Source organism: Vibrio sp. Isolate24 (genome assembly GCF_022398215.1).
Classification (GTDB): domain Bacteria; phylum Pseudomonadota; class Gammaproteobacteria; order Enterobacterales; family Vibrionaceae; genus Vibrio; species Vibrio coralliilyticus_A.
The window spans coordinates 528,479-549,400 of sequence record NZ_JAKEUU010000003.1 but is presented as its reverse complement, the minus strand read 5'-3'; the positions used below and the strand labels follow the sequence as shown (position 1 = coordinate 549,400).

At 44.5% G+C, this 20,922-nt stretch carries 18 protein-coding genes; 2 read left to right on the top strand and 16 right to left on the bottom strand.

What is annotated here, in order from left to right; translation table 11 throughout:
- Positions 1–67 precede the first annotated feature (67 nt).
- The 12 genes from lapB to tig form a co-directional block, all read right to left on the bottom strand.
- Positions 68–1,237: a lipopolysaccharide assembly protein LapB gene (gene lapB / locus L1D23_RS15225; protein WP_239836823.1), complete on the bottom strand. Its 1,170-nt coding sequence runs from the start codon at positions 1,235–1,237 to the stop codon at positions 68–70.
- Positions 1,238–1,262: 25 nt separating this feature from the next.
- The gene (locus L1D23_RS15220) at positions 1,263–1,544 is read right to left on the bottom strand and encodes a lipopolysaccharide assembly protein LapA domain-containing protein (protein WP_239867739.1); all 282 of its coding nucleotides are present in this window, start codon (positions 1,542–1,544) and stop codon (positions 1,263–1,265) included.
- A 137-nt stretch (positions 1,545–1,681) separates the two neighbouring features.
- Positions 1,682–1,963, bottom strand: coding sequence for an integration host factor subunit beta (ihfB, locus tag L1D23_RS15215; RefSeq protein WP_239836825.1), 282 nt, complete (start codon positions 1,961–1,963; stop codon positions 1,682–1,684).
- 211 nt (positions 1,964–2,174) lie between these two features.
- Entirely contained in the window at positions 2,175–3,845 is a 1,671-nt protein-coding gene (rpsA, locus tag L1D23_RS15210; RefSeq protein WP_239836826.1) for a 30S ribosomal protein S1, read from the bottom strand.
- Between the two features lie 103 nt (positions 3,846–3,948).
- On the bottom strand, positions 3,949–4,629 hold the full coding sequence (gene cmk, locus L1D23_RS15205) for a (d)CMP kinase (protein WP_239867736.1): 681 nt from the start codon (positions 4,627–4,629) through the stop codon (positions 3,949–3,951).
- A 139-nt stretch (positions 4,630–4,768) separates the two neighbouring features.
- Positions 4,769–5,068, bottom strand: a complete 300-nt coding sequence (locus L1D23_RS15200; protein WP_239867733.1) for a ComEA family DNA-binding protein — start codon at positions 5,066–5,068, stop codon at positions 4,769–4,771.
- A gap of 141 nt (positions 5,069–5,209) precedes the next feature.
- Entirely contained in the window at positions 5,210–7,069 is a 1,860-nt protein-coding gene (ppiD, locus tag L1D23_RS15195; protein WP_239867730.1) for a peptidylprolyl isomerase, read from the bottom strand.
- 173 nt (positions 7,070–7,242) lie between these two features.
- On the bottom strand, positions 7,243–7,515 hold the full coding sequence (locus L1D23_RS15190; RefSeq protein WP_004414742.1) for an HU family DNA-binding protein: 273 nt from the start codon (positions 7,513–7,515) through the stop codon (positions 7,243–7,245).
- Between the two features lie 194 nt (positions 7,516–7,709).
- Complete coding sequence (gene lon, locus L1D23_RS15185) at positions 7,710–10,061, bottom strand: endopeptidase La (RefSeq protein WP_239867727.1); 2,352 nt, start codon at positions 10,059–10,061, stop codon at positions 7,710–7,712.
- A gap of 129 nt (positions 10,062–10,190) precedes the next feature.
- A complete protein-coding gene (gene clpX, locus L1D23_RS15180) occupies positions 10,191–11,474 on the bottom strand; it encodes an ATP-dependent protease ATP-binding subunit ClpX (RefSeq protein ID WP_239836831.1) in 1,284 nt (427 codons plus the stop codon).
- A 73-nt stretch (positions 11,475–11,547) separates the two neighbouring features.
- Positions 11,548–12,174, bottom strand: a complete 627-nt coding sequence (gene clpP / locus L1D23_RS15175) for an ATP-dependent Clp endopeptidase proteolytic subunit ClpP (RefSeq protein ID WP_045975254.1) — start codon at positions 12,172–12,174, stop codon at positions 11,548–11,550.
- 105 nt (positions 12,175–12,279) lie between these two features.
- Positions 12,280–13,584 (bottom strand): trigger factor, encoded by a 1,305-nt coding sequence (tig, locus tag L1D23_RS15170; protein WP_239867724.1) that lies wholly within the window; start codon positions 13,582–13,584, stop codon positions 12,280–12,282.
- 512 nt (positions 13,585–14,096) lie between these two features.
- Between tig and L1D23_RS15165 the strand changes: the two genes are divergently transcribed.
- Together L1D23_RS15165 and L1D23_RS15160 are read left to right on the top strand one after the other, a co-directional pair.
- Positions 14,097–15,905, top strand: coding sequence for an ATP-binding protein (locus tag L1D23_RS15165; RefSeq protein WP_239867721.1), 1,809 nt, complete (start codon positions 14,097–14,099; stop codon positions 15,903–15,905).
- Complete coding sequence (locus L1D23_RS15160) at positions 15,905–17,248, top strand: sigma-54 dependent transcriptional regulator (RefSeq protein WP_239867718.1); 1,344 nt, start codon at positions 15,905–15,907, stop codon at positions 17,246–17,248. Before L1D23_RS15165 ends, L1D23_RS15160 begins: the two co-directional genes overlap by 1 nt.
- A gap of 45 nt (positions 17,249–17,293) precedes the next feature.
- Here the strand turns inward: L1D23_RS15160 and L1D23_RS15155 are convergent, their stop codons facing one another.
- The 4 genes from L1D23_RS15155 to L1D23_RS15140 form a co-directional block, all read right to left on the bottom strand.
- Positions 17,294–17,527 (bottom strand): DUF2789 domain-containing protein, encoded by a 234-nt coding sequence (locus L1D23_RS15155; RefSeq protein ID WP_239836835.1) that lies wholly within the window; start codon positions 17,525–17,527, stop codon positions 17,294–17,296.
- A 130-nt stretch (positions 17,528–17,657) separates the two neighbouring features.
- Positions 17,658–19,019 carry a TRAP transporter large permease gene (locus L1D23_RS15150; protein WP_239836836.1) on the bottom strand — a complete coding sequence of 454 codons (1,362 nt, stop codon included), beginning with the start codon at positions 19,017–19,019 and terminating at the stop codon, positions 17,658–17,660.
- 3 nt (positions 19,020–19,022) lie between these two features.
- Positions 19,023–19,694, bottom strand: coding sequence for a TRAP transporter small permease (locus L1D23_RS15145; RefSeq protein ID WP_239867715.1), 672 nt, complete (start codon positions 19,692–19,694; stop codon positions 19,023–19,025).
- Between the two features lie 110 nt (positions 19,695–19,804).
- Positions 19,805–20,800: a TRAP transporter substrate-binding protein gene (locus L1D23_RS15140; protein WP_239836838.1), complete on the bottom strand. Its 996-nt coding sequence runs from the start codon at positions 20,798–20,800 to the stop codon at positions 19,805–19,807.
- Between the last annotated feature and the right edge of the window lie 122 nt (positions 20,801–20,922).

Genomic DNA, 20,922 nt, shown 5'->3' with positions numbered 1-20,922 from the left:
CATACATATCTAAAAAAAGCAGCGGGATCACCGCTGCTATTTTTGATTGGAATACCAATCGAATCCTTTATTCACCATCAAGCCCTCGAATTGGTTTAATGGTGCCCCAGCCTTTACATGATGGGCAATGCCAATACATTGAGTGGGTAGAAAAGCCACATTTTCGGCATCGATAATGCGGCTTGACCTTAAGTTGCTCACCAACAAGTTTCTGCAACGTTTGCAAACTGGCCTTAGCGCGGCCTTCCTCCGCATCAGCCAAGTGGTAGTCCATTAAACGGTAGAAACCCTTCATCGTTGGGTTCTTTACTAACTGGCGTGTTAAAAGCTCTTGCGCAGAACCTGGCCCCTCATGTTGAGCGACCAATTGGGCCAACATTAGCTCTGCAGAAACCCCAGCTTTAGCGGCAATGCATTGGCGTAAGAAGTCTAACAGCTCTTCTTCTTGCCCAAGGTGGTGGTAACAATCCGCAAGAGTCGGCAGTACCTCACTAATGAAGTCCGTATCTTGCTCAAGCACCATTTCCATATGCTTGATTGTTTTCGCATAGTCTTCGACTTCCAAGTATATTTTGCCTAACGCGATACTTGCTCTGACACACTTAGGATCTTCTGATAAGGCACGTTTAAAATGCTGAATAGCACGGTTATTATCACCATCAGCTTTTTCTTGCATGGCAAGCTCACACCAAAAATGAGCAATGCTATTCCTCATTCTCTTACGGCCTAACTTGACCAGCTGAGTCGCGTATTGAATCGCTTTACCCCACTCTCGGGTTTGCTGATAAATCGAAACCAACTGTTGCAATGCGGCTTCTCTATGATCTGGTTCATCAACAAGTTGTTCGAAAATTTTCTCTGCACGATCAAGAAACCCTGATGCCATGTAGTCTTTCGCTAATTGCTGAAGCGCAATATTTTTTTGATCAATAGTCAGACCCGAACGGGATATTAAATTCTGGTGGATACGAATGGCACGGTCAACTTCACCACGAGATCGGAACAAATTCCCCAGAGCTAAATGAGTATCAATCGTCTCGTTATCGACTTGAAGAAGTTCAATGAAGTGATCCACTGCCTTGTCCGATTGATCAGACAAAAGCAGGTTAAGACCCGTCACATACTGACGGGAAATTTGATTGGAGTGTTTCTGCTTGTCTTGCTGGGCACTTCGATTACCCATATACCAACCGTATGCAGCAGCGATTGGAAGTAACAAGAAGAGTATTTCTAGCATCGAGTAAAAAGCCTGCCTGTACTACTTAGTGGGCTTTAACCTGTTGAGGTTCACTCTCGGAAGGTGAAAGTTTTTTCACTTGTTTTCTTAGCTTGCGCACTTGAAGTTGAGAACGTAAATGCAAAGTACCGAAGATAATCCAAGCCAAAACAAAGCCAGTAACAAATACAACACCGAGTAATGTTGACAGATGAAACTCACCCTGTGCCAATAAGTAGTTAAAGCTAACTAATTCTTGGTTCTGAGAGCCTAAAGCCAGTGCGATTAAAAATAGGGCCAGCACGATAACAATTTTTATAATTTTCATATTCTACACCTAAGTGGATATCTGCCGATATGATTATGCAGTAAAACCCGTGAACAAACCATGCCTATCTCCGAATTTCATCTCATAAAAAAGCGGCATACACAGTGTATGCCGCTTTTCAAGATAATAACTAGAGATCAGCCGAGGTTGACACGCTCGCGTAATTCTTTGCCTGGTTTAAAGTGAGGGACATACTTGCCATCCAACTCTACTTTCTCACCAGTTTTCGGATTGCGGCCCACACGTGGCTCGCGATAATGTAGAGAGAAGCTACCAAATCCACGAATTTCAATTCTATCGCCCGTTTCTAGTGTCGAAGCCATATGCTCTAAAATGTCTTTTACAGCATCTTCAATCTCTTTTGCTGAAAGATGGGTTTGCTCAGCGCAGAGTCTCTCAATCAGTTCAGACTTAGTCATAGTTTCCCTCGTAGAGTAGTTTATCACTTATTATAGTAAGTAATACCAATTCCAACAAACACTTGCTATCAATTCTAGATGCAAAACCAATAAATTGCGCACTTTCAAATCGCGTTTTATCAGAGTCACTTGCTGAGATTGGTATTAGGACTAGTTTAGCTCAATCCATAAAAAAGGAGCCTTTCGGCTCCTTTTTCAATAAAGCGATATATTATTCGCCTTTAGCTGCTTTGAAAGCGTCAGCCATTGCATTACCGAACGAAGCGTCGTCTGCTTTGTTCAGAGAAGCCATTGCTTCTTGCTCTTCTGCTTCATCTTTAGCTTTAACAGATAGGTTGATTACGCGGTTCTTACGGTCTACACCAGTGAACTTCGCTTCAACGCTGTCGCCAACGCTTAGGATTAGAGAAGCATCTTCTACGCGGTCGCGAGAAACTTCAGAAGCGCGGATGTAACCTTCTACGCCTTCTTCAAGCTCGATAGTTGCACCTTTAGCATCAACTGCAGTAACAGTACCGTTAACTAGTGCACCTTTCTTGTTCTCAGCAACGTAAGCATTGAATGGGTCATTTTCCATTTGCTTAACGCCTAGAGAGATACGCTCACGCTCTGCATCTACTGCTAGAACAACTGCAGAGATTTCGTCGCCTTTCTTGTACTCACGTACCGCTTCTTCACCTGCAACATTCCAAGAAATGTCAGATAGGTGAACAAGACCGTCAATACCGCCTTCTAGACCGATGAAGATACCGAAGTCAGTGATAGACTTGATCTTACCAGTAACTTTGTCGCCTTTAGCTTGCGCTTCAGCGAAAGACTGCCAAGGGTTAGCTTTACACTGTTTCAGACCTAGAGAGATACGACGACGTTCTTCGTCGATTTCAAGAACCATAACCTCAACTTCGTCGCCAACATTAACAACTTTAGATGGGTGGATGTTCTTGTTAGTCCAATCCATTTCAGAAACGTGTACTAGACCTTCAACGCCTTCTTCGATTTCAACGAAACAGCCGTAGTCAGTTAGGTTAGTAACGCGACCAGATAGTTTGTGACCTTCTGGGTAACGCTTAGCGATTGCTACCCATGGATCTTCGCCTAGCTGCTTAAGACCTAGTGATACGCGAGTACGCTCACGGTCGAACTTAAGAACTTTAACTTGGATCTCGTCACCAACGTTCACGATCTCAGAAGGGTGCTTAACGCGCTTCCAAGCCATGTCTGTGATGTGTAGAAGACCGTCAACACCACCTAGATCTACGAATGCACCGTAGTCTGTTAGGTTCTTAACGATACCTTTAACTTCTGCGCCTTCTTGTAGAGACTCAAGAAGCTCATCACGCTCAACGCTGTTCTCAGACTCGATTACCGCACGGCGAGAAACAACAACGTTGTTACGCTTCTGGTCAAGTTTGATAACTTTGAACTCTAGCTCTTTGTTTTCTAGGTGAGCAGTGTCGCGGATTGGACGTACGTCTACTAGAGAACCAGGAAGGAAAGCACGGATACCGTTTAGTTCAACAGTGAAACCGCCTTTAACTTTACCGTTGATGATACCAACAACAGTTTCAGCTTCTTCGTAAGCTTTCTCAAGAACGATCCAAGCTTCGTGACGCTTCGCTTTCTCACGAGAAAGTTGAGTCTCACCGAAACCGTCTTCAACAGCGTCTAGCGCTACGTCTACTTCAGAACCAACTTCAACTTCAAGTTCGCCAGCAGCGTTCTTGAACTGTTCAGCAGGGATTGCAGACTCAGACTTAAGACCAGCGTCAACAAGAACGAAACCGTTCTCGATAGCTACTACAGTACCTTTAACGATAGTACCTTGTTGGAATTCAGTCTCGTTTAGAAACTCTTCAAAGAGTTGAGCAAAAGATTCAGTCATTTATTTAATCTTCAATAAATTAAACGTCCACGGGTATCCTACCGCGTGGGGTTATTAAATTCGCCAGTCATCATCCATGCGACCAACGCTCCGACCTAGCCGCCTAAACGACTAGCTTAGATTCGATATATTGTAGTGCCTTTTCTACCACTTCGTCGATACTCATCGAAGTAGAATCCAGCAATAGCGCATCCTCAGCGGGGCGTAATGGTGCCACCGGGCGGTTACGATCTCGATCGTCACGCTCTTGGATCTCGCTCAAAAGGTCGTCAAATTTAACATCTAACCCCTTGCCTTGCAACTGTTTAAGGCGGCGGTTAGCGCGCTCTTCGGCACTTGCATCTAGGAAAATCTTTACTTCCGCTTGAGGGAAAACTACGGTTCCCATATCGCGCCCATCAGCCACTAAGCCACTACCTTCGGCAAAAGCACGCTGGCGGCGCAACAGAGCCTCACGGACTCGTGGCAATGCAGCAACTTTGGATGCTGCCATCCCCGTCTCTTCTTTGCGTAACTCACCGGAAACGTCTTCACCCTCTAAGATAACTTTTACTAAGTCACCCTCAGCAATAAATTGTACGTCTAGATGCGTAGCAATTGGGACAAGTGCGTCTTCAGAGTCCAGATCGACACCATGGTGGATTGCTGCCAACGCCAATACACGATAAATCGCACCGGAATCCAATAAATGAAAGCCTAGCTTCTTTGCTAGAAGCATACAAAGAGTGCCTTTACCTGCACCACTTGGTCCATCAACGGTTACGACTGGCGTATGAGACAACATGTTTTACTCCACATTAGTTAAAAATAATAGTCATTAAGCTGACCAATATTCGGCGTGAATTATAGTGGGATTCGTCTCTCGGCACCAGCAGGTATTGAAAGGAAACAACCAAAAATAGAGCGCTTAGCGCTCTACCTAATTACAACTTTATTCGGCTGCGGTTTTTATCTATTAAAGCGGGGCCGATACCTTTTACCAAAGTCAGATCATCCACCTTCAAGAAAGGACCATTTTCATCCCTATATAGAACAATAGCCTGGGCTTTTTTCTCCCCAATACCACTCAATAATGTCGCCAATTCAGCCGCTTCAGCAGTATTTACATTCACGGTAATCTCTATTCCCGAGTATTCAGCGTGAGTCGGTTGTTCAGCCGATATGGTAATCGGACTATATGCGGCGATTGTCAATAATAAGCAAGTCCATAGTATGTGTAACATTTCCCTTTTGTTCCTCTAAATAACATTGTGGAATAGATACCATAGAGGGCGTTTTCATTTATGGGTGGAGAGATGATACATAATAAAACGGGCTGCATCTGCAGCCCGTCATAAGTAGTTTATCAGTTACATCGATTAAGATTACTGAGTCACAGCGTAATATTCGATATCGATAGTTTTACGAAGAATATTGATCAAGCCAGAGAGATCTTGTTGTGCGTTCATCTGGGTTAACTGAGTACCAATCTGTTCATTATACTGAGCGTTTACATCAGACTTCACATTAGTAAGCTCAACCACAACGATGTCACCGTTAAAATCTTTTGCCTGAGCAAATTCAACTTCACCTTCAGTAGGCTTTTTCATTGAAAATACAACGTCAGCTAATGGTGAACTACGATCAATTTTTTCCGCGTCACTGAACTCAAGACCATTTTCAGTCATTAGGTCTTTGTTACCCTTCTTCAGCTCTGCAACCAAATTGTCGGCAAGCTCAATTGCGCTTTGCTCACCTTTAATTTTCGCTAAGGAAGCAGTCACTTGATCACGTACTTCTTCCAAAGGAAGTACCGTTTCATCACGCGTATCTTCAACACGAACTACGATGACATGCTCGGGCGCAACTTCAAGTACTTCAGAGTTTAAGCCATCTTCTTTCACTTCTGGGCTGAGAATAGCCTGCATTACAGCAGGTGTTTTCAGCAGTTCTGGTGCATCAGCCTGAGAAATAAAATCTGTGGTGTGAATATCTGCGTTAATCGCTTCAGCAGCATCATCTAAAGAATCAGGGTATTCAAATGCCACTTTTTCAAGCTCACTCTGCAATTCATAGAATTGATCGATTGCTTGTTGGTCTTTCAACTCCTGCTTGATTTCAGTCGCCACTTCTTCATATGGCTTAGCAACTGAGCCTTTCAGTTCATCGAGCTGAATGATGTGATAGCCGAAGTCCGATTTCACCAGACCGGTTACATCACCAACTGTCTTCAGAGCAAAAGCGGCTTCTTCAAATGCCGGATCCATCACATCACGCTCGATCCAACCAAGAGCCCCCCCTTCAGAAGCACTGCCAAAGTCGTCAGATTTCTCTTCCGCCAAGCTGGCAAAGTCAGCACCAGCATTCAATTCATCTAGAACAGATTGTGCTTTTGCTTTGTCGTCACCTTCAATCAGGATATGGCTTACACGGCGCTGCTCTTCTGAAGAATACTTATCAAGGTGCTCTTGATAGTATTGTTTAGCTTGCTCGTCAGACACTTGAATTGCATCTTTCAATTGCTGCGCTGAAAGCTCAATGTAAGCCACTTTCACTTGTTCAGGGCGCGTATATTGGTCTGCGTTCTGAGTGTAATAGTCGTTAATTTCTTGGTCAGAGAGCTCCGCTTTAGAGGCGAAGTCCGTTAAAGAAAGTGTCACTTTCTTAATTTCTCGCGTCTGAGCCAGAAGCTTACTTTGAGCTTCAACCTCTCCTTCTAGTGAGAAGTCACTTGCTTGGACAGCCGTTAGAAGCTGATTACGTACAAGATCTCTGCGCAGATACTCAGCAAAACTATCCGGAGTGAATCCAGCACGACGAAGAGAGGCTTGATAGACTTCCTGATCAAACTTGCCGTCCACTTGGAACTGAGGCATATCAACAATCATGCTTCTTACCTGAGCATCGCTGACACGTAGGCCCAAAGCTTCAGCATGCTGCTCCAATAAAAGATCGTTAATCATTCGGTCAAGTACTGACTTACGGAAAGATTCAACGTAGCTTGGATCTGCTAACAGATTAGAAAAATAATCACCAAGCTGGGCTTGCATACGATTACGCTCGTTTTGGTAAGCTTGTTCAAACTCACCACGGCCAATCTCCACGTTACCAACCTTGGCTGCAGAATTGTTACTACCACCAACGATGTAGCTACCAACTCCAGCAAAGACAAAAGACAGGATGATTAATCCAAGGATAATTTTAACCGCGATGCTATTAACGCCTTCGCGTAATCGATCCATCATATGTAAAAAACTCTCCGCGTGTGGTCCATATTAGCCTTTACACGTGCTAACACGACATACGTTATAACTAAAATAAGATAGCGCGATAATATCAGAAAAAGAAAAGCGCATCAGTATGATGCGCATAATTTAAAAAGGTTCGATAAAAACTGCCACTGCTGGCAACTTTTAAACTAGTTGCAAGAGTCTTTTAGAGCTTTACCAGCTTTAAACGCAGGTACTTTTGCTTCTGCGATTTGGATTTCTTCACCAGTTTTTGGATTGCGACCAGTACGCGCAGCACGAGTACGAACACTGAATGTACCAAAGCCCACTAGCGCGACTTGGTCACCAGACTGAAGAGTGTCGCCTACAGCTTCAATAAATGCGTCTAGGGCACGGCCCGCTGAAGCTTTTGAAAGGTCAGCGTTTTCTGCAATTTTTTCTACTAATTGTGTTTTATTCACTGTGATTCCCCTTTGCGCCACCTTGTTATTATTTTTTAAAGGCAGCATTCGTTCCATTTCAATTTAAAACTAACTCCAATCCCTTATACAACAAGGCCTGAAGCTATGTGGGTAACGTTAGCCTCCAAAAAAAACGCTGACAAGCCTTTTTATGCTTATCAGCGTAATCTTTTACTTATTTTTGCTGCACATCACTATTTTACAGCAGCAATTTCGACACCTGATGGGTCTTTTTCTAACGCGACTTTAAGAACATCATCAATCCATTGCACCGGAATAACCTTAAGATCAGCGATAACATTGTCAGGAATCTCTTCCAGATCACGCTCATTGTCTTTAGGAATCAGGACAGTTTTGATGCCTCCACGATGCGCTGCCAGTAGTTTCTCTTTTAAACCACCAATAGGAAGAACTTCACCACGTAGGGTAATTTCACCTGTCATCGCCACTTCCGCTTTCACAGGGTTACCTGTTAGGCTGGATACCAGCGCTGTACACATCGCAATACCTGCACTCGGGCCATCTTTTGGGGTTGCCCCTTCTGGGACATGGACGTGAATATCACGCTTCTCATAAAAATCCGAGTTAATCCCAAGTTTTACTGCTCGAGACCGCACTACTGTCATTGCCGCTTGGATTGACTCCTGCATGACATCACCAAGTGACCCAGTCTGTGTCAGCTTGCCTTTACCCGGCATTGCTTCGGTTTCAATAGTGAGTAAATCACCACCAACCTCAGTCCATGCAAGACCTGTCACTTGACCAATTCGATTGCTATCATCAGCTTTACCGTAGTCATGACGCTGAACACCTAAGTAATCTTTAAGGTTATCCATTGTCACAGTGACCGTTTTCAGGTTGCTATCAAGCAGGATATTTTTCACTGCTTTGCGACAGATCTTCGAAATTTCTCGTTCCAGATTACGAACCCCCGCTTCGCGGGTATAGTAGCGAATAATGCCAATGATTGCAGAGTCTTCAATCTCAATTTCACCCAGTTTCAAACCATTACGTTTGATCTGTTTCTCTACTAAGTGACGTTTCGCAATATTGAGTTTCTCGTCTTCGGTGTAACCCGATAGACGAATCACTTCCATACGGTCTAATAGAGGACCTGGAATATTCATTGAGTTAGACGTCGCAACGAACATCACGTCAGACAGGTCATAATCCACCTCTAGGTAGTGATCGTTAAACGCGTTGTTTTGTTCTGGGTCGAGTACTTCTAGTAGAGCAGAAGACGGGTCACCACGCATGTCAGAAGACATTTTGTCGATTTCATCCAACAAGAACAGCGGGTTTTTTACGCCTACTTTAGACATTTTTTGAATAAGCTTACCCGGCATAGAACCAATGTAAGTACGGCGGTGACCACGAATTTCAGCTTCATCACGTACACCACCCAATGCCATGCGCGTATATTTACGCCCGGTTGCTGCTGCGATAGAGCGACCTAGAGAGGTTTTACCTACACCCGGTGGACCAACAAGACAAAGGATAGGTCCTTTAAGTTTGTTAATTCGATTTTGAACCGCTAGGTATTCAAGAATGCGCTCTTTAACACGCTCAAGGCCGTAATGATCTTCGTTCAGCACTTCTTCCGCTTTCGCTAGATTTTTCTTAACTTTAGATCGCTTGTGCCAAGGCACGCCTAACATCCAGTCGATATAACCACGAACAACAGTGGCTTCAGCCGACATTGGCGACATCATTTTCAGCTTTTGTAGTTCTTGCTCAGTCTTTTCACGCGCTTCTTGAGGCATCTTTGAGTCAACGATTTTCTGTTTCAGCGTTTCGAACTCATCAACACCGTCTTCCGTTTCACCTAGCTCTTTCTGAATCGCTTTCATCTGCTCATTCAGATAGTACTCTCGCTGAGATTTTTCCATCTGCTTTTTAACACGAGTACGGATACGCTTTTCAACCTGCAGCAAATCGATCTCTGACTCCATTTGTCCCATTAGGAACTCAAGGCGCTCAGTGATGTCTAGTGTTTCCAAAACGATTTGCTTGTCAGCCAACTTGAGTGGCATATGGGCAGCAATTGTATCGGCAAGGCGAGCCGCTTCATCAATACCGTTGAGGGAAGTTAGTACTTCAGGTGGGATCTTCTTATTTAGCTTGATAAAACCTTCGAACTGATTAATCGCACTACGAACAATCACTTCTTCTTCACGCTCGTCTAGCTGTTCTGTTGTTAAGTATTCAGCATCTGCGGTGAAGAATTCTTCTTCAGTAAACTTATGAATTTTTGCACGCTGCTGGCCTTCAACCAGCACTTTTACGGTCCCATCAGGCAGCTTCAATAATTGAAGAATGGTTGCCACGGTACCAACATCGAACAGGTCGTCTTTCGCTGGCTCATCGGTTTCCGCTTTTTTCTGCGCCACTAGCAGTATTTGTTTGTTGTTATCCATTGCCGCTTCAAGGCAAGCAATTGACTTTTCACGTCCAACAAACAAAGGAATTACCATGTGCGGGTAAACGACTACATCTCTTAGAGGTAGTACGGGGATCTCGATACGTTCGGAACGTTCCAAGTTCATATTCTTCTCTCTTCCGCTTAGTCTTATGAGCAGTATATGGGGGCTAATTAGTTGGATTCAATGAAAGAATAAAAAAAAGGAGGTAAATGATTACCTCCTTAAATTATTTACTAATTTATGTGAATTTGATTAAGATTCCGCACCCGCGGCCTGATTATCAGAGTTACTGTAAATCAGCAGTGGGTCAGACTCACCATTGATTACAGACTCGTCAATCACGACTTTGCTCACATCGCTCATCGATGGCAATTCATACATAGTTTCAAGTAGAACGCCTTCTAGGATTGAGCGTAATCCACGAGCACCTGTTTTACGTTCCATCGCTTTCTTAGCAATTGCACGCAAAGCATCTTCACGGAATTCAAGCTCTGAGTTTTCGAGTTCGAATAGTGCTGCATATTGTTTGGTGAGTGCGTTCTTCGGCTCACAAAGAATTTGGATAAGCGCTTCTTCATCCAGCTCTGTCAACGTTGTCGTTACAGGAAGACGGCCTATAAACTCTGGAATCAAACCATATTTAACTAAATCTTCTGGCTCTACCTGAGTAAACAGTTCACCGACAGTTTTAGTTTCATCTTTAGAACGAACTTCCGCACCAAAACCAATACCTGTGCCCGTGGCTACACGTTGTTCAATCACTTTATCTAGGCCAGCAAATGCACCGCCACAGATAAATAGAATCTTAGAGGTATCAACTTGAAGGAATTCTTGTTGAGGATGCTTACGCCCACCTTGAGGTGGAACTGAAGCCACAGTACCTTCAATCAGTTTTAGCAACGCCTGCTGAACACCTTCACCGGACACATCACGTGTGATCGATGGGTTTTCAGCCTTACGTGAAATCTTGTCGATTTCATCGATGTACACGATACCGCGCTCGGCTTTTGCTACGTCATAGTCGCATTTCTGCAGTAGCTTCTGGATGATGTTTTCAACATCTTCACCTACGTAACCCGCCTCAGTTAACGTAGTGGCATCCGCCATTGTAAATGGTACATCTAGGAAACGCGCTAATGTCTCAGCCAGCAGTGTTTTACCACTACCCGTAGGACCAATTAGAAGGATGTTACTCTTACCGAGCTCCACACCTTCACTTGTCGTGTCTCCATTACGTAAACGCTTATAGTGGTTATAAACGGCTACTGCTAGCACTTTCTTAGCGTAATCTTGGCCAATCACGTAATCATCAAGGTGTTCACGAATCTCTCTTGGCACTGGAAGTGCTTCAGATTGCTTCTTCGGCAAAACATCTTTGATTTCTTCACGAATAATGTCGTTACACAAATCGACACATTCGTCACAAATGTAAACGGATGGACCAGCGATTAGCTTGCGAACTTCGTGCTGGCTTTTGCCGCAGAAAGAGCAGTAAAGAAGCTTACTACTACCGCTCTCTTTGCTTTTGTCTGTCATTCGCTAACCTCTTAGCCTTTACTCTTTATAATCTGAGTGTATATCAATTATAGCCAAAATGCTCTGGCAATTATTACTCACCGCGATGAGTGAGCACAGCATCAACCAAACCGTATTCCACCGCTTGCTCTGCCGCCATAAAGTTATCACGATCAGTATCACGCTCAATCACTTCAAGAGGTTGACCTGTATGTTCAGCAAGCAGCTTGTTTAGCTTCTGCTTGATAGTCAAAATTTCTTGAGCGTGAATTTGGATGTCTGATGCCTGACCTTGGAAACCGCCCAAAGGCTGGTGAATCATCACTCGTGAGTTTGGTAACACATAGCGCTTACCTGGCGCACCACCAGCAAGAAGGAAAGCACCCATTGAGCATGCTTGCCCCATACATACCGTACTTACATTCGGTTTGATGAACTGCATAGTGTCATAGATTGACATGCCGGCAGTCACACTGCCACCAGGCGAGTTGATGTAGAGAAAAATATCTTTATCAGGATTTTCAGATTCTAAGAAAAGCAGTTGGGCCACGACAAGATTTGCCATGTGGTCTTCCACTTGACCTGTTAAGAAAATCACGCGCTCTTTGAGTAGACGAGAGTAAATATCGTAAGAACGTTCACCACGGGAAGTTTGTTCAACCACCATTGGTACCAGCGCGTCTAAAATTGGTGACATTGCATTTTTTTCTTGGTAGCTCATATTCTTATGTCCCTAAAATAAATGGCCCGGATGATAAATATCATACGGACCATTGTTAGCAGAATAGTTAACGATCCGTCAACCTTCTACGCAAGATATTGCTTATTAAGCAGGCTGCTGTTGGTTCATTAGCTCGTTGAAGCTAACTTCCTTTTCAGAAATCTGTGCTTTAGCGATGATCGCATCAATAGCTTGCTCTTCTAGAGCAACATTACGCATGTTGTCCATCATTTGAGTGTTTTGCTCGTAGTAAGCAATCACTTCTGATGGGTCTTCGTAAGCTGTCGCCATTTCTTCGATAAGTGATTTCACTTTCTCATCGTCAGCTTTTAGCTCTTCAGACTTGATGACTTCACCTAGAAGAAGGCCAACGACTACACGACGCTTAGCTTGCTCTTCGAATAGTTCACGTGGAAGTTGCTCAGCAGCTTCAGGGTTACCACCGAAGCGTTGTGCCGCTTGCTGACGTAGCGTACCGATTTCTTGATCGATAAGTGCAGCTGGTACGTCGATTTCGTTTTCTTTCACTAGACCGTCGATAGCCTGCTCTTTGATGCGGTTTTTAACTGCTTGCTTAAGCTCACGTTCCATGTTCTTACGAACTTCTGCTTTAAGAGCGTCAACACCACCCTCAGCAACGCCGAACTTAGAAACGAACTCATCGTTAAGTTCTGGTAGTTCACGAGCTTCAACTTTGTTTACTTTGATAGCAAACTTCGCCGCTTTACCTTTTAGGTTTTCAGCGTGGTAATCTTCTGGGAAAGTCACATCGATTTCGAACTCCATACCAGCAGTTTTACCTGCGATACCGTCTTCAAAACCAGGGATCATGCGACCTGCACCCATTTCTAGAGGGAAGTTCTCAGCTTTACCACCTTCAAACTCTTCGCCATCGATAGAACCAACGAAGTCGATAGTAACACGCTTACCTTCTTCCGCAGCTTCTTCAACTTCTGCCCAAGTTGCTTGCTGCTTACGTAGCGTTTCGATCATTTCTTCAACGTCTGCGTCTTGAACTTCAGTGGTTGGTTTTTCAACAGCGATGTTCTCTAGACCTTTCAGCTCAACTTCTGGGTAAACTTCGAAAGTTGCGTTGAAAACGAGATCTTCACCTTCTTTGCTCTCAACTGGAGCAAAAGTTGGTGCGCCTGCTGGGTTGATTTTCTCTTTAACGATCGCTTCGATGAAGTGACGTTGCATAACTTCACCCATCACGTCTTGACGTACTGCTTTGCCGTACATCTTCGCAACCATTTTCAGAGGCACTTTACCCTTACGGAAACCATCGAAACGACGGTTCTTTGCGATGTTGCGTAGTTCAGCTGTTACAGCATCTTCGATGTTTGCAGCAGGAACAGTAATGTTTAGACGGCGCTCTAGGCCCTCTAGCGTTTCAACAGTAACTTGCATTATTCATTAACCTCAAAACTGGCTCAGCTGAGCTGAGCGTATGTGCCTTCATGCCATTATGACAAAACAAAAGGCCCATCCTTGTTTGCACTCTAAGAGCACTTTTCGTAAATCGAGTATCGATAACTGAGCGAGTCAGCTACCGGACTAATTAGCGATATCTTTACGAACTCAGTTCGTGAAAGCTATCTCCGATTAGCCTCAGGATTAAAATTTAGACGCAGCATTCTACCGACCTCGTCAGTCACTGTCGAGCCGATCCCTAACATAGCTTGGGCTTTACCCTAAAAACTCTGCTAACTGCTAAAAAAAACATCAATCAAGCAGCTAATGGTTCCAGAAATGGGGACATTAATCGCTTTTTCAAGAGAAACTAGCCTTTTTTCTGAATTAAACGATAAAACTAGATCCAAGTCCGGTTTTGTTCCTCATTTTCGTTACATAACTAAACACACCTGTAACAAAAAACATTACTCTAAGCTATCGGTCGCACCACTGCTACAGGGAATGTAATGTCACCTTTTCGTCGGGCAAACGCCTACCTGTTGATTCTTTACCTACTCTGTCTTGTCATCGGTTCACAATGGGTGTGGAATTACCACTATCAATCTTTGTTAGACGAACACCAAGCTCAGCTCGACCGATTCGCTAGCCACATTGCCTCAAGACTGGATAAGTACGCTCACCTCCCCCAGTTACTGGCTAAAGATACAGAGTTGATTTCGGCCTTAATGCAGCCTGACAATCCGGCTCAACTAGACATCACCAATCGTTATCTGGAAAACGTCAATAACATCATCCAGGCGTCAGACACTTATCTGATTGATCGAGTCGGTAACACCATCGCGGCGAGTAACTGGAATTTAGATCGTTCTTTTATTGGCAAAAACTTCGCTTGGCGACCCTATTTTTCTGAAGCCGTAAAGGGTCATTCCAGCCAATATTTCGCGCTTGGCTCAACGTCAGGACAAAGAGGCTATTACTACTCTTTCCCCGTAGTTTACGCGGGTGAAATTGCAGGCGTCATCGTCGTTAAGATGGACCTGTCTGCAATCGAAGAAAATTGGAAAAGTAAGCAAAACACTTTTGTTGCTACCGATAGCTACGATGTCATTTTCATGTCGAGTAATCCCCAATGGCTCTTTAAAAGTTTAGTTACACTTTCAGAATCAGAGCGACAGCAAATCACCTCCAGCAGGCAGTATTTAGATAAAGACATTCAGTCGCTCGGATTGGTCGGTCAACTCGATAAGCCCCAGTCCGAACTAGAGAATCGTTTTCTTGGTTGGATTCAAGGCGATTATATCGTCTCTAGCCGCTCACTTTCTTTGCTTGATCTGACCATTCGTGTCCTGACTGAAAAGACAACCGTATTTTGGTCTACTTTGAGTTTTGCACTGATACTAACTCTGCTGTTTGTGATTGCGTTTTTGACATTACAACTAACTTATCAGAGACACCTGAAAAAAAGACAGTTTGAGCAATTGCAGTCTGAAGCCAAGCAAAAGCTAGAGTTTTTGGTTTTGGAACGAACATCAGAGTTACAAGCTGAAGTGATGGAACGGTCTCGTACCGAACAGATTTTACGCCAAACACAAGACGAGCTAATTCAAGCAGCGAAGCTGGCTGTTCTTGGTCAGATGTCAGCCAGTATAAGCCATGAACTGAATAATCCACTCGCCGCCATTCGAAGCTTTGCAGATAACGGCCGTCGCTTTCTCGGCAAAAATAAACTCGATCGTGTTGATGACAACCTAAAGCGCATCTCAGCATTGACTGACCGGATGGCAAAAATTAGCAATCAGTTAAAATCCTTTACCCGCAAATCAGACACCAGCGACAAAAGCGTTCTCGATATCGAACCTATCCTGCTATCAGCGAAGGAACTGGTTGCACCTCAGATAAAATCTTATCGGGTAGAATTAGCCACACAATTTAATCACACCACAGCAGCGGCTGAGGTCAATGCGATTCAGCTGGAACAGGTTTTGATCAATCTGATCACTAACGCCGCTCAAGCCGTGGAAGAACAAGATGAGCGTAAAGTGGTGTTGTCTACCGAACAAACAGACACGGAAATACACATCTGCATCGATGACAACGGCCCAGGTATTGAGAAAGAGCAAGCCAAGCACCTTTTTGAGCCCTTTTTTACCACCAAGAAAAATGGATTAGGGCTGGGATTGTCCATTTCACAACAAATTATTAAAGCAATGAATGGCCAGTTAAGGGTAGAAGACTCTCCTTATGGGGGAGCCCGATTTACCATACAATTACCATTTTGTACTTCAGCCCCAAAAGAGACAGCAAAGGAATCTTGATGTACGACGTCTATTTTATTGATGACGAAAGCGACATTCGCTTAGCCATAGAGCAAAGCTTTGAATTAGAGGAAATATCCGCGCAATTTTTTGCCAGTGCTGAAGAAGCACTTCTAGCGATGAAACGCGACGGATTACCCAAAGTCGTCATTTCCGATATCTGCTTACCCGGCCTGTCAGGAGAGAACCTACTCTCAACGATTCTCCATCAAGATAAAGATGTCCCTGTGATTCTCATTACCGGCCATGGTGACATTTCAATGGCGGTCAATGCCCTCAGAAATGGTGCTTATGATTTTATCGAAAAGCCCTTTCCTATCGACCGACTGATTGATACCACTCGCCGAGCATTAGAAAAGCGTGATCTCACCTTGGAGAATCAAGATCTCAAACGCAGCCTCAAAGCGAGCCAGACTCTCGGCCCAAGGATCATAGGTGACACGCCCTCTATACAGATGCTGAGAGAGACCATTTCTCATATTGCCGATACCGACGCCGATATCCTCTTATTCGGTGAAACAGGGACGGGCAAAGAACTGGTTGCTCGTTCGATTCATGAACAAAGTTCAAGACGCGACGCGAACTTTGTCGCCATCAACTGTGGCGCAGTGCCTGAGAACCTCATTGAAAGTGAACTCTATGGCCACGAAAAAGGAGCATTTACCGGTGCTGAAACTAAGCGTATCGGTAAGTTTGAACACGCTCAGGGGGGAACCCTATTCCTTGATGAGATAGAATCCATGCCGATGCAGGCACAAATTCGCTTACTGCGCGTGCTTCAAGAAAGAGTGATCGAACGCGTCGGTTCTAATGAATTACTCCCGCTCGATATACGGGTCATTGCGGCCACCAAAATTGACCTCAAACAGGCAGCAGAAAAAGGAGAATTTCGCCAAGATCTCTACTATCGCCTTAACATCGTCACACTGGATTTACCCGCACTGAGGGAACGTAAGGAAGACATCACAACCTTGTTTCATCATTTTTTACTGGTCGCCGCTTCCCGCTACGGAAAAATGGTGCCTGCGCTGCCTAACAGTACATTAAGCCAGCTCTTGAGCCACGATTGGCCCGGTAATGTACGCGAGTTAAGAAACGCCGCAGAACGTTTTGTCTTGCTGGGTAAGCTGACTCAATTTGGAGAAAATACAGAGCAAAGCTCTCAGTCACACTCACTGGCGGAACAAGTCGCTGAGTTCGAGCGAAGTGTCATAGAGCAAGCCTTGCTTGAATCGGGAGGAAGCATTAAACAAACCATGGATAAACTGAGTTTGGCGAGAAAAACACTGTATGACAAAATGCAGCGCTACGGATTAGATAAAGCCAACTATAAATCGGATTAACTAGTTACGAAGTAACAGCCAGCACCAAGTGCTGGCTTTTACTTTCTAACCTCTCAGCATGGCATCAAGCTGGTCGACAACTTCCGCCCAGTCAGCATCTTCTTCTATCGCTTCTTTTAAAAACGTAGCCTGAGACGGTGACCAGAAAAACGCTTCATATAACGCCGTGCCAACTACCAACCCGCTGTGATTATTCACGAAATCCCGAATACTCTCTTCGGAGCTATCTAACCCAAGTTGTCGAAACAAATCTGGCATAGAGTGTTGGTGCATTTCCATAACGGCCTCACTCATATCACGGTAAAGAACAGCGCTACTTCGACAGTAACGGCTCCCTATAACTATAGACTGGTTAGTGGAAAGCATAAAAAAGCCTCACCATCTGGTGAGGCTCTCGGTAGCCATTAAATCATTTAGTAATGATTTCCGGTCCCATCAATGTTGTAGGCAGCCAAGTTGACACCCATGGCACGTAAGTAACAATAATGAGGAACAAGAACATTACCGCGACCCAAGGGAGCGCAGCCTTGACCACCTGCATCATCGACATCTTAGCGACCCCAGCCGTCACAAATAAATTGAGCCCGACAGGTGGTGTGATCATCCCAATTTCCATGTTCACAACCATCATGATACCAAGGTGAATTGGGTCGATACCCAATGCAATAGCGATGGGGAATACTAACGGAGCAACAATGATCAGCAGGCCCGATGGCTCCATAAACTGACCACCAATCAGAAGCAAAACGTTAACCACAATGAGGAAAGTGATCGGCCCAAGGCCAGCAGATAACATCGACTCGGTAATCATCTGCGGGATGCGCTCTTCTGTTAGTACATGCTTAAGAATCAGGGCATTAGCAATGATAAACAGCAGCATAATGGTCAGTTTACCGGCATCATAAAGCGTATGTTTAGTATCTTTATGGACAAACGCTTGGAAGACTTTTACGACGACCGGTTTGCGATTGTTTTTATCGGCAAATGGGCCCATGTCTTTGTAAATAAAGTTTGCAATCAGGAACGAGTATACCGCCGCTACGGCTGCCGCCTCTGTTGGGGTAAAGATGCCGCCATAGATACCGCCTAGGATGATCACTACTAGCAATAGCCCCCAGCTCGCATCTTTCGCTGCTGCGAACATTTCGCCCCAGCCAACAAATGGCTGTTTCGGCAGATTTTTTACCCGCGCTGCAATATAGATAGCGATCATCAGCATCACACCCGCCAAAAGACCTGGAATGACACCGCCGAGGAACATACGCCCAACTGACACGTCCGTCGCAGCGGCGTATACAACCATAACGATTGACGGTGGGATCAAGATCCCTAGCGTACCCGCGTTACAAATTACCCCAGCGGCAAAGTCTTTGGAGTAACCGTTTTTGATCATACCTGCGATAACGATACTACCGATGGCGACAACCGTGGCTGGTGATGAACCAGACAAGGCGGCGAACATCATACATGCAACGACAGAAGCCATCGCCAATCCGCCACGGAACCAGCCGACCATTGCAATAGCAAAACGAATAATTCGCTTAGCCACACCACCAGTCGACATAAAGCTTGATGCCAAAATAAAGAATGGAATAGCGAGTAAGGTATAGTGACCTGCAAATGCGTTGAACAGGGTTTGCGCTACCGAGGCTAAAGAAGCGTCAGAGTGCATCATCAAAAACAGGATACTCGATAGGCCAAGCGATACAGCGATTGGCACACCAATCAGCATAAAGCCAACCACCATTACGAATAAAAACAGAATATCCATGGCTTAGCTCTCCTTGCTCTTATCATTGGTTTGCTTGGGCTCCATCGCTTCACCAGCGTCTTTGAGCTCTTCTTTCAGCGCCTCAAGTTCTTCTTCTGCTTCATGACCTGCAATCAAACGGTCTAATTTACCGATTGCGATTTGTACGGTGATTTGAATAAAACGGAATGTCATCAGTGCCATGCCAATCGGCAGCGCCATATAAGGAATAAAGCGTGGCAACTTTTCATAACGCTCTCCTTCGTTCAGCCAGTCAGCCAGGAACTGCAACATTTCAGGCATGGGAATATCATCCGTCTCATACCAAGCACGCTCTGTAACAAACGGATACCAGTAGTTCCACGAACCGATCAAAAGAAGTATTGAGAAGGTAAGACAGCAAGCTGCGGCAAGTAGCGCGTAGACTTTACGCAGTTGGTCTGGTGCCATGTTGATAATGACATCAACACCGATATGAAAGTGTTTTTTCACACCATAAGATGCACCAACAAGCACCATCCAGGCAAAAAGGAAAACGGTGAGCTCAAGAGCCCAAAGAATATTGTCATTAAAGACATATCGAAAAATCACATTAGCAAAGGTCAGCAGTGTCATTGCTCCCAAGAAAAACGCAATCAGCGTTTCCTCGATAGCATCTGTCACCTTTCCTATTCTGGCAAAAATTGACTGTTCCATAGTTACATCGCTTTAATCACCTGTTGGCATAACCTCACAGGTATGGAAAGGAAAAAAGGCCCTCCTCCCGATTCAGAGGGCCAATAGTCATGGATGTTTTTATTATGAGATTACTGGTTCGAGGCCAGTGCCGCTTCGATCAGATCAGAACCTATGTCTTTTTCAAACTTCTTCCAAACAGGTTGCAACGCAGTAACCCATTGCTGACGCTGCTCAGGCGTTAGCGAACGAACCTCACCCCCCGCTTCGATAATGTTATTCTTATTCGCTAGATTCACTTTTGTGGATTCAGCATTACGCTGAGCGGTGACTTCCTGAATAATGGTATTCAATTGCTCACGCTGATCCGCGGGTAGATTTTTCCAGAAGTCGTTCGAGGTAACCACAAGGTAATCAAGGATACCGTGGTTGGTTTCTGTAATGCCGTCCTGAACTTCAAAGAACTTCTTACCGTAGATGTTTGACCAAGTGTTTTCTTGACCATCAATAACCTTAGTTTGTAGACCGCCATACACTTCTTTAAACGACATCTTCTGTGGGTTTGCGCCAAGTTGCTCGAACTGCGCCACCAATACATCAGACGCTTGAACACGGAATTTAAGACCTTTTGCGTCTTCAGGCGTCAAAAGAGGCTTGTTTGCCGACATTTGCTTCATGCCATTATGCCAGAAGGCCAGACCTTGTAGGCCACGACGCTTCATTGCATTTTTTAGCTTCTCACCAGATTCTGAGTTTTGGAATCGATCAACCGCAGCCACATCTTCAAACAAAAATGGTAAGTCAAAGATACGGTATTTCTTCGTGAACTTTTCAAACTTAGAAAGAGAAGGGGCAGCAAGTTGCACGTCACCGTTTAGAAGCGCTTCCAGCACTTTATTGTCATCGTAAAGCGTCGAGTTCGGGAAAACCTGCATACACACTTTTCCATTCATCTCTTCGTTAACACGTTTTTCCAGTAGTGAAGCCGCAATACCTTTAGGGTGTTTATCTGTATTCGTCACATGGCTGAACTTAATCACGGTTTCACCAGGGTCACAGTTCGCAGCAGCGTTAAAACTAGTTACAGCAAGAATGGAGGCAGATAGTAGGGTCAAAGGCTTTAGCATTGTTTTTCTCCTTGTTAATAGAACAACCCCATCACTGGGTGTTGATATATTTATAAGGGCAATAACCAAGCCAACTTAGCTTTGTTTATTTAATGATTATTTTTCAAATACTTAGACACAAA

Coding starts and splice junctions, on each gene's coding strand:
- L1D23_RS15145 (WP_239867715.1), bottom strand. CDS start 19,694: ATGGAACAGTCAATTTTTGCCAGAATAGGAAAGGTGACAGATGCTATC.
- cmk (WP_239867736.1), bottom strand. CDS start 4,629: ATGTTGTCTCATACGCCAGTCGTAACCGTTGATGGACCAAGTGGTGCA.
- rpsA (WP_239836826.1), bottom strand. CDS start 3,845: ATGACTGAATCTTTTGCTCAACTCTTTGAAGAGTTTCTAAACGAGACT.
- L1D23_RS15165 (WP_239867721.1), top strand. CDS start 14,097: ATGTCACCTTTTCGTCGGGCAAACGCCTACCTGTTGATTCTTTACCTA.
- L1D23_RS15140 (WP_239836838.1), bottom strand. CDS start 20,800: ATGCTAAAGCCTTTGACCCTACTATCTGCCTCCATTCTTGCTGTAACT.
- clpX (WP_239836831.1), bottom strand. CDS start 11,474: ATGACAGACAAAAGCAAAGAGAGCGGTAGTAGTAAGCTTCTTTACTGC.
- L1D23_RS15220 (WP_239867739.1), bottom strand. CDS start 1,544: ATGAAAATTATAAAAATTGTTATCGTGCTGGCCCTATTTTTAATCGCA.
- lapB (WP_239836823.1), bottom strand. CDS start 1,237: ATGCTAGAAATACTCTTCTTGTTACTTCCAATCGCTGCTGCATACGGT.
- tig (WP_239867724.1), bottom strand. CDS start 13,584: ATGCAAGTTACTGTTGAAACGCTAGAGGGCCTAGAGCGCCGTCTAAAC.
- ihfB (WP_239836825.1), bottom strand. CDS start 1,963: ATGACTAAGTCTGAACTGATTGAGAGACTCTGCGCTGAGCAAACCCAT.
- clpP (WP_045975254.1), bottom strand. CDS start 12,174: ATGAGCTACCAAGAAAAAAATGCAATGTCACCAATTTTAGACGCGCTG.
- lon (WP_239867727.1), bottom strand. CDS start 10,061: ATGAACTTGGAACGTTCCGAACGTATCGAGATCCCCGTACTACCTCTA.
- L1D23_RS15200 (WP_239867733.1), bottom strand. CDS start 5,068: ATGTTACACATACTATGGACTTGCTTATTATTGACAATCGCCGCATAT.
- L1D23_RS15155 (WP_239836835.1), bottom strand. CDS start 17,527: ATGGAAATGCACCAACACTCTATGCCAGATTTGTTTCGACAACTTGGG.
- L1D23_RS15150 (WP_239836836.1), bottom strand. CDS start 19,019: ATGGATATTCTGTTTTTATTCGTAATGGTGGTTGGCTTTATGCTGATT.
- ppiD (WP_239867730.1), bottom strand. CDS start 7,069: ATGATGGATCGATTACGCGAAGGCGTTAATAGCATCGCGGTTAAAATT.
- L1D23_RS15160 (WP_239867718.1), top strand. CDS start 15,905: ATGTACGACGTCTATTTTATTGATGACGAAAGCGACATTCGCTTAGCC.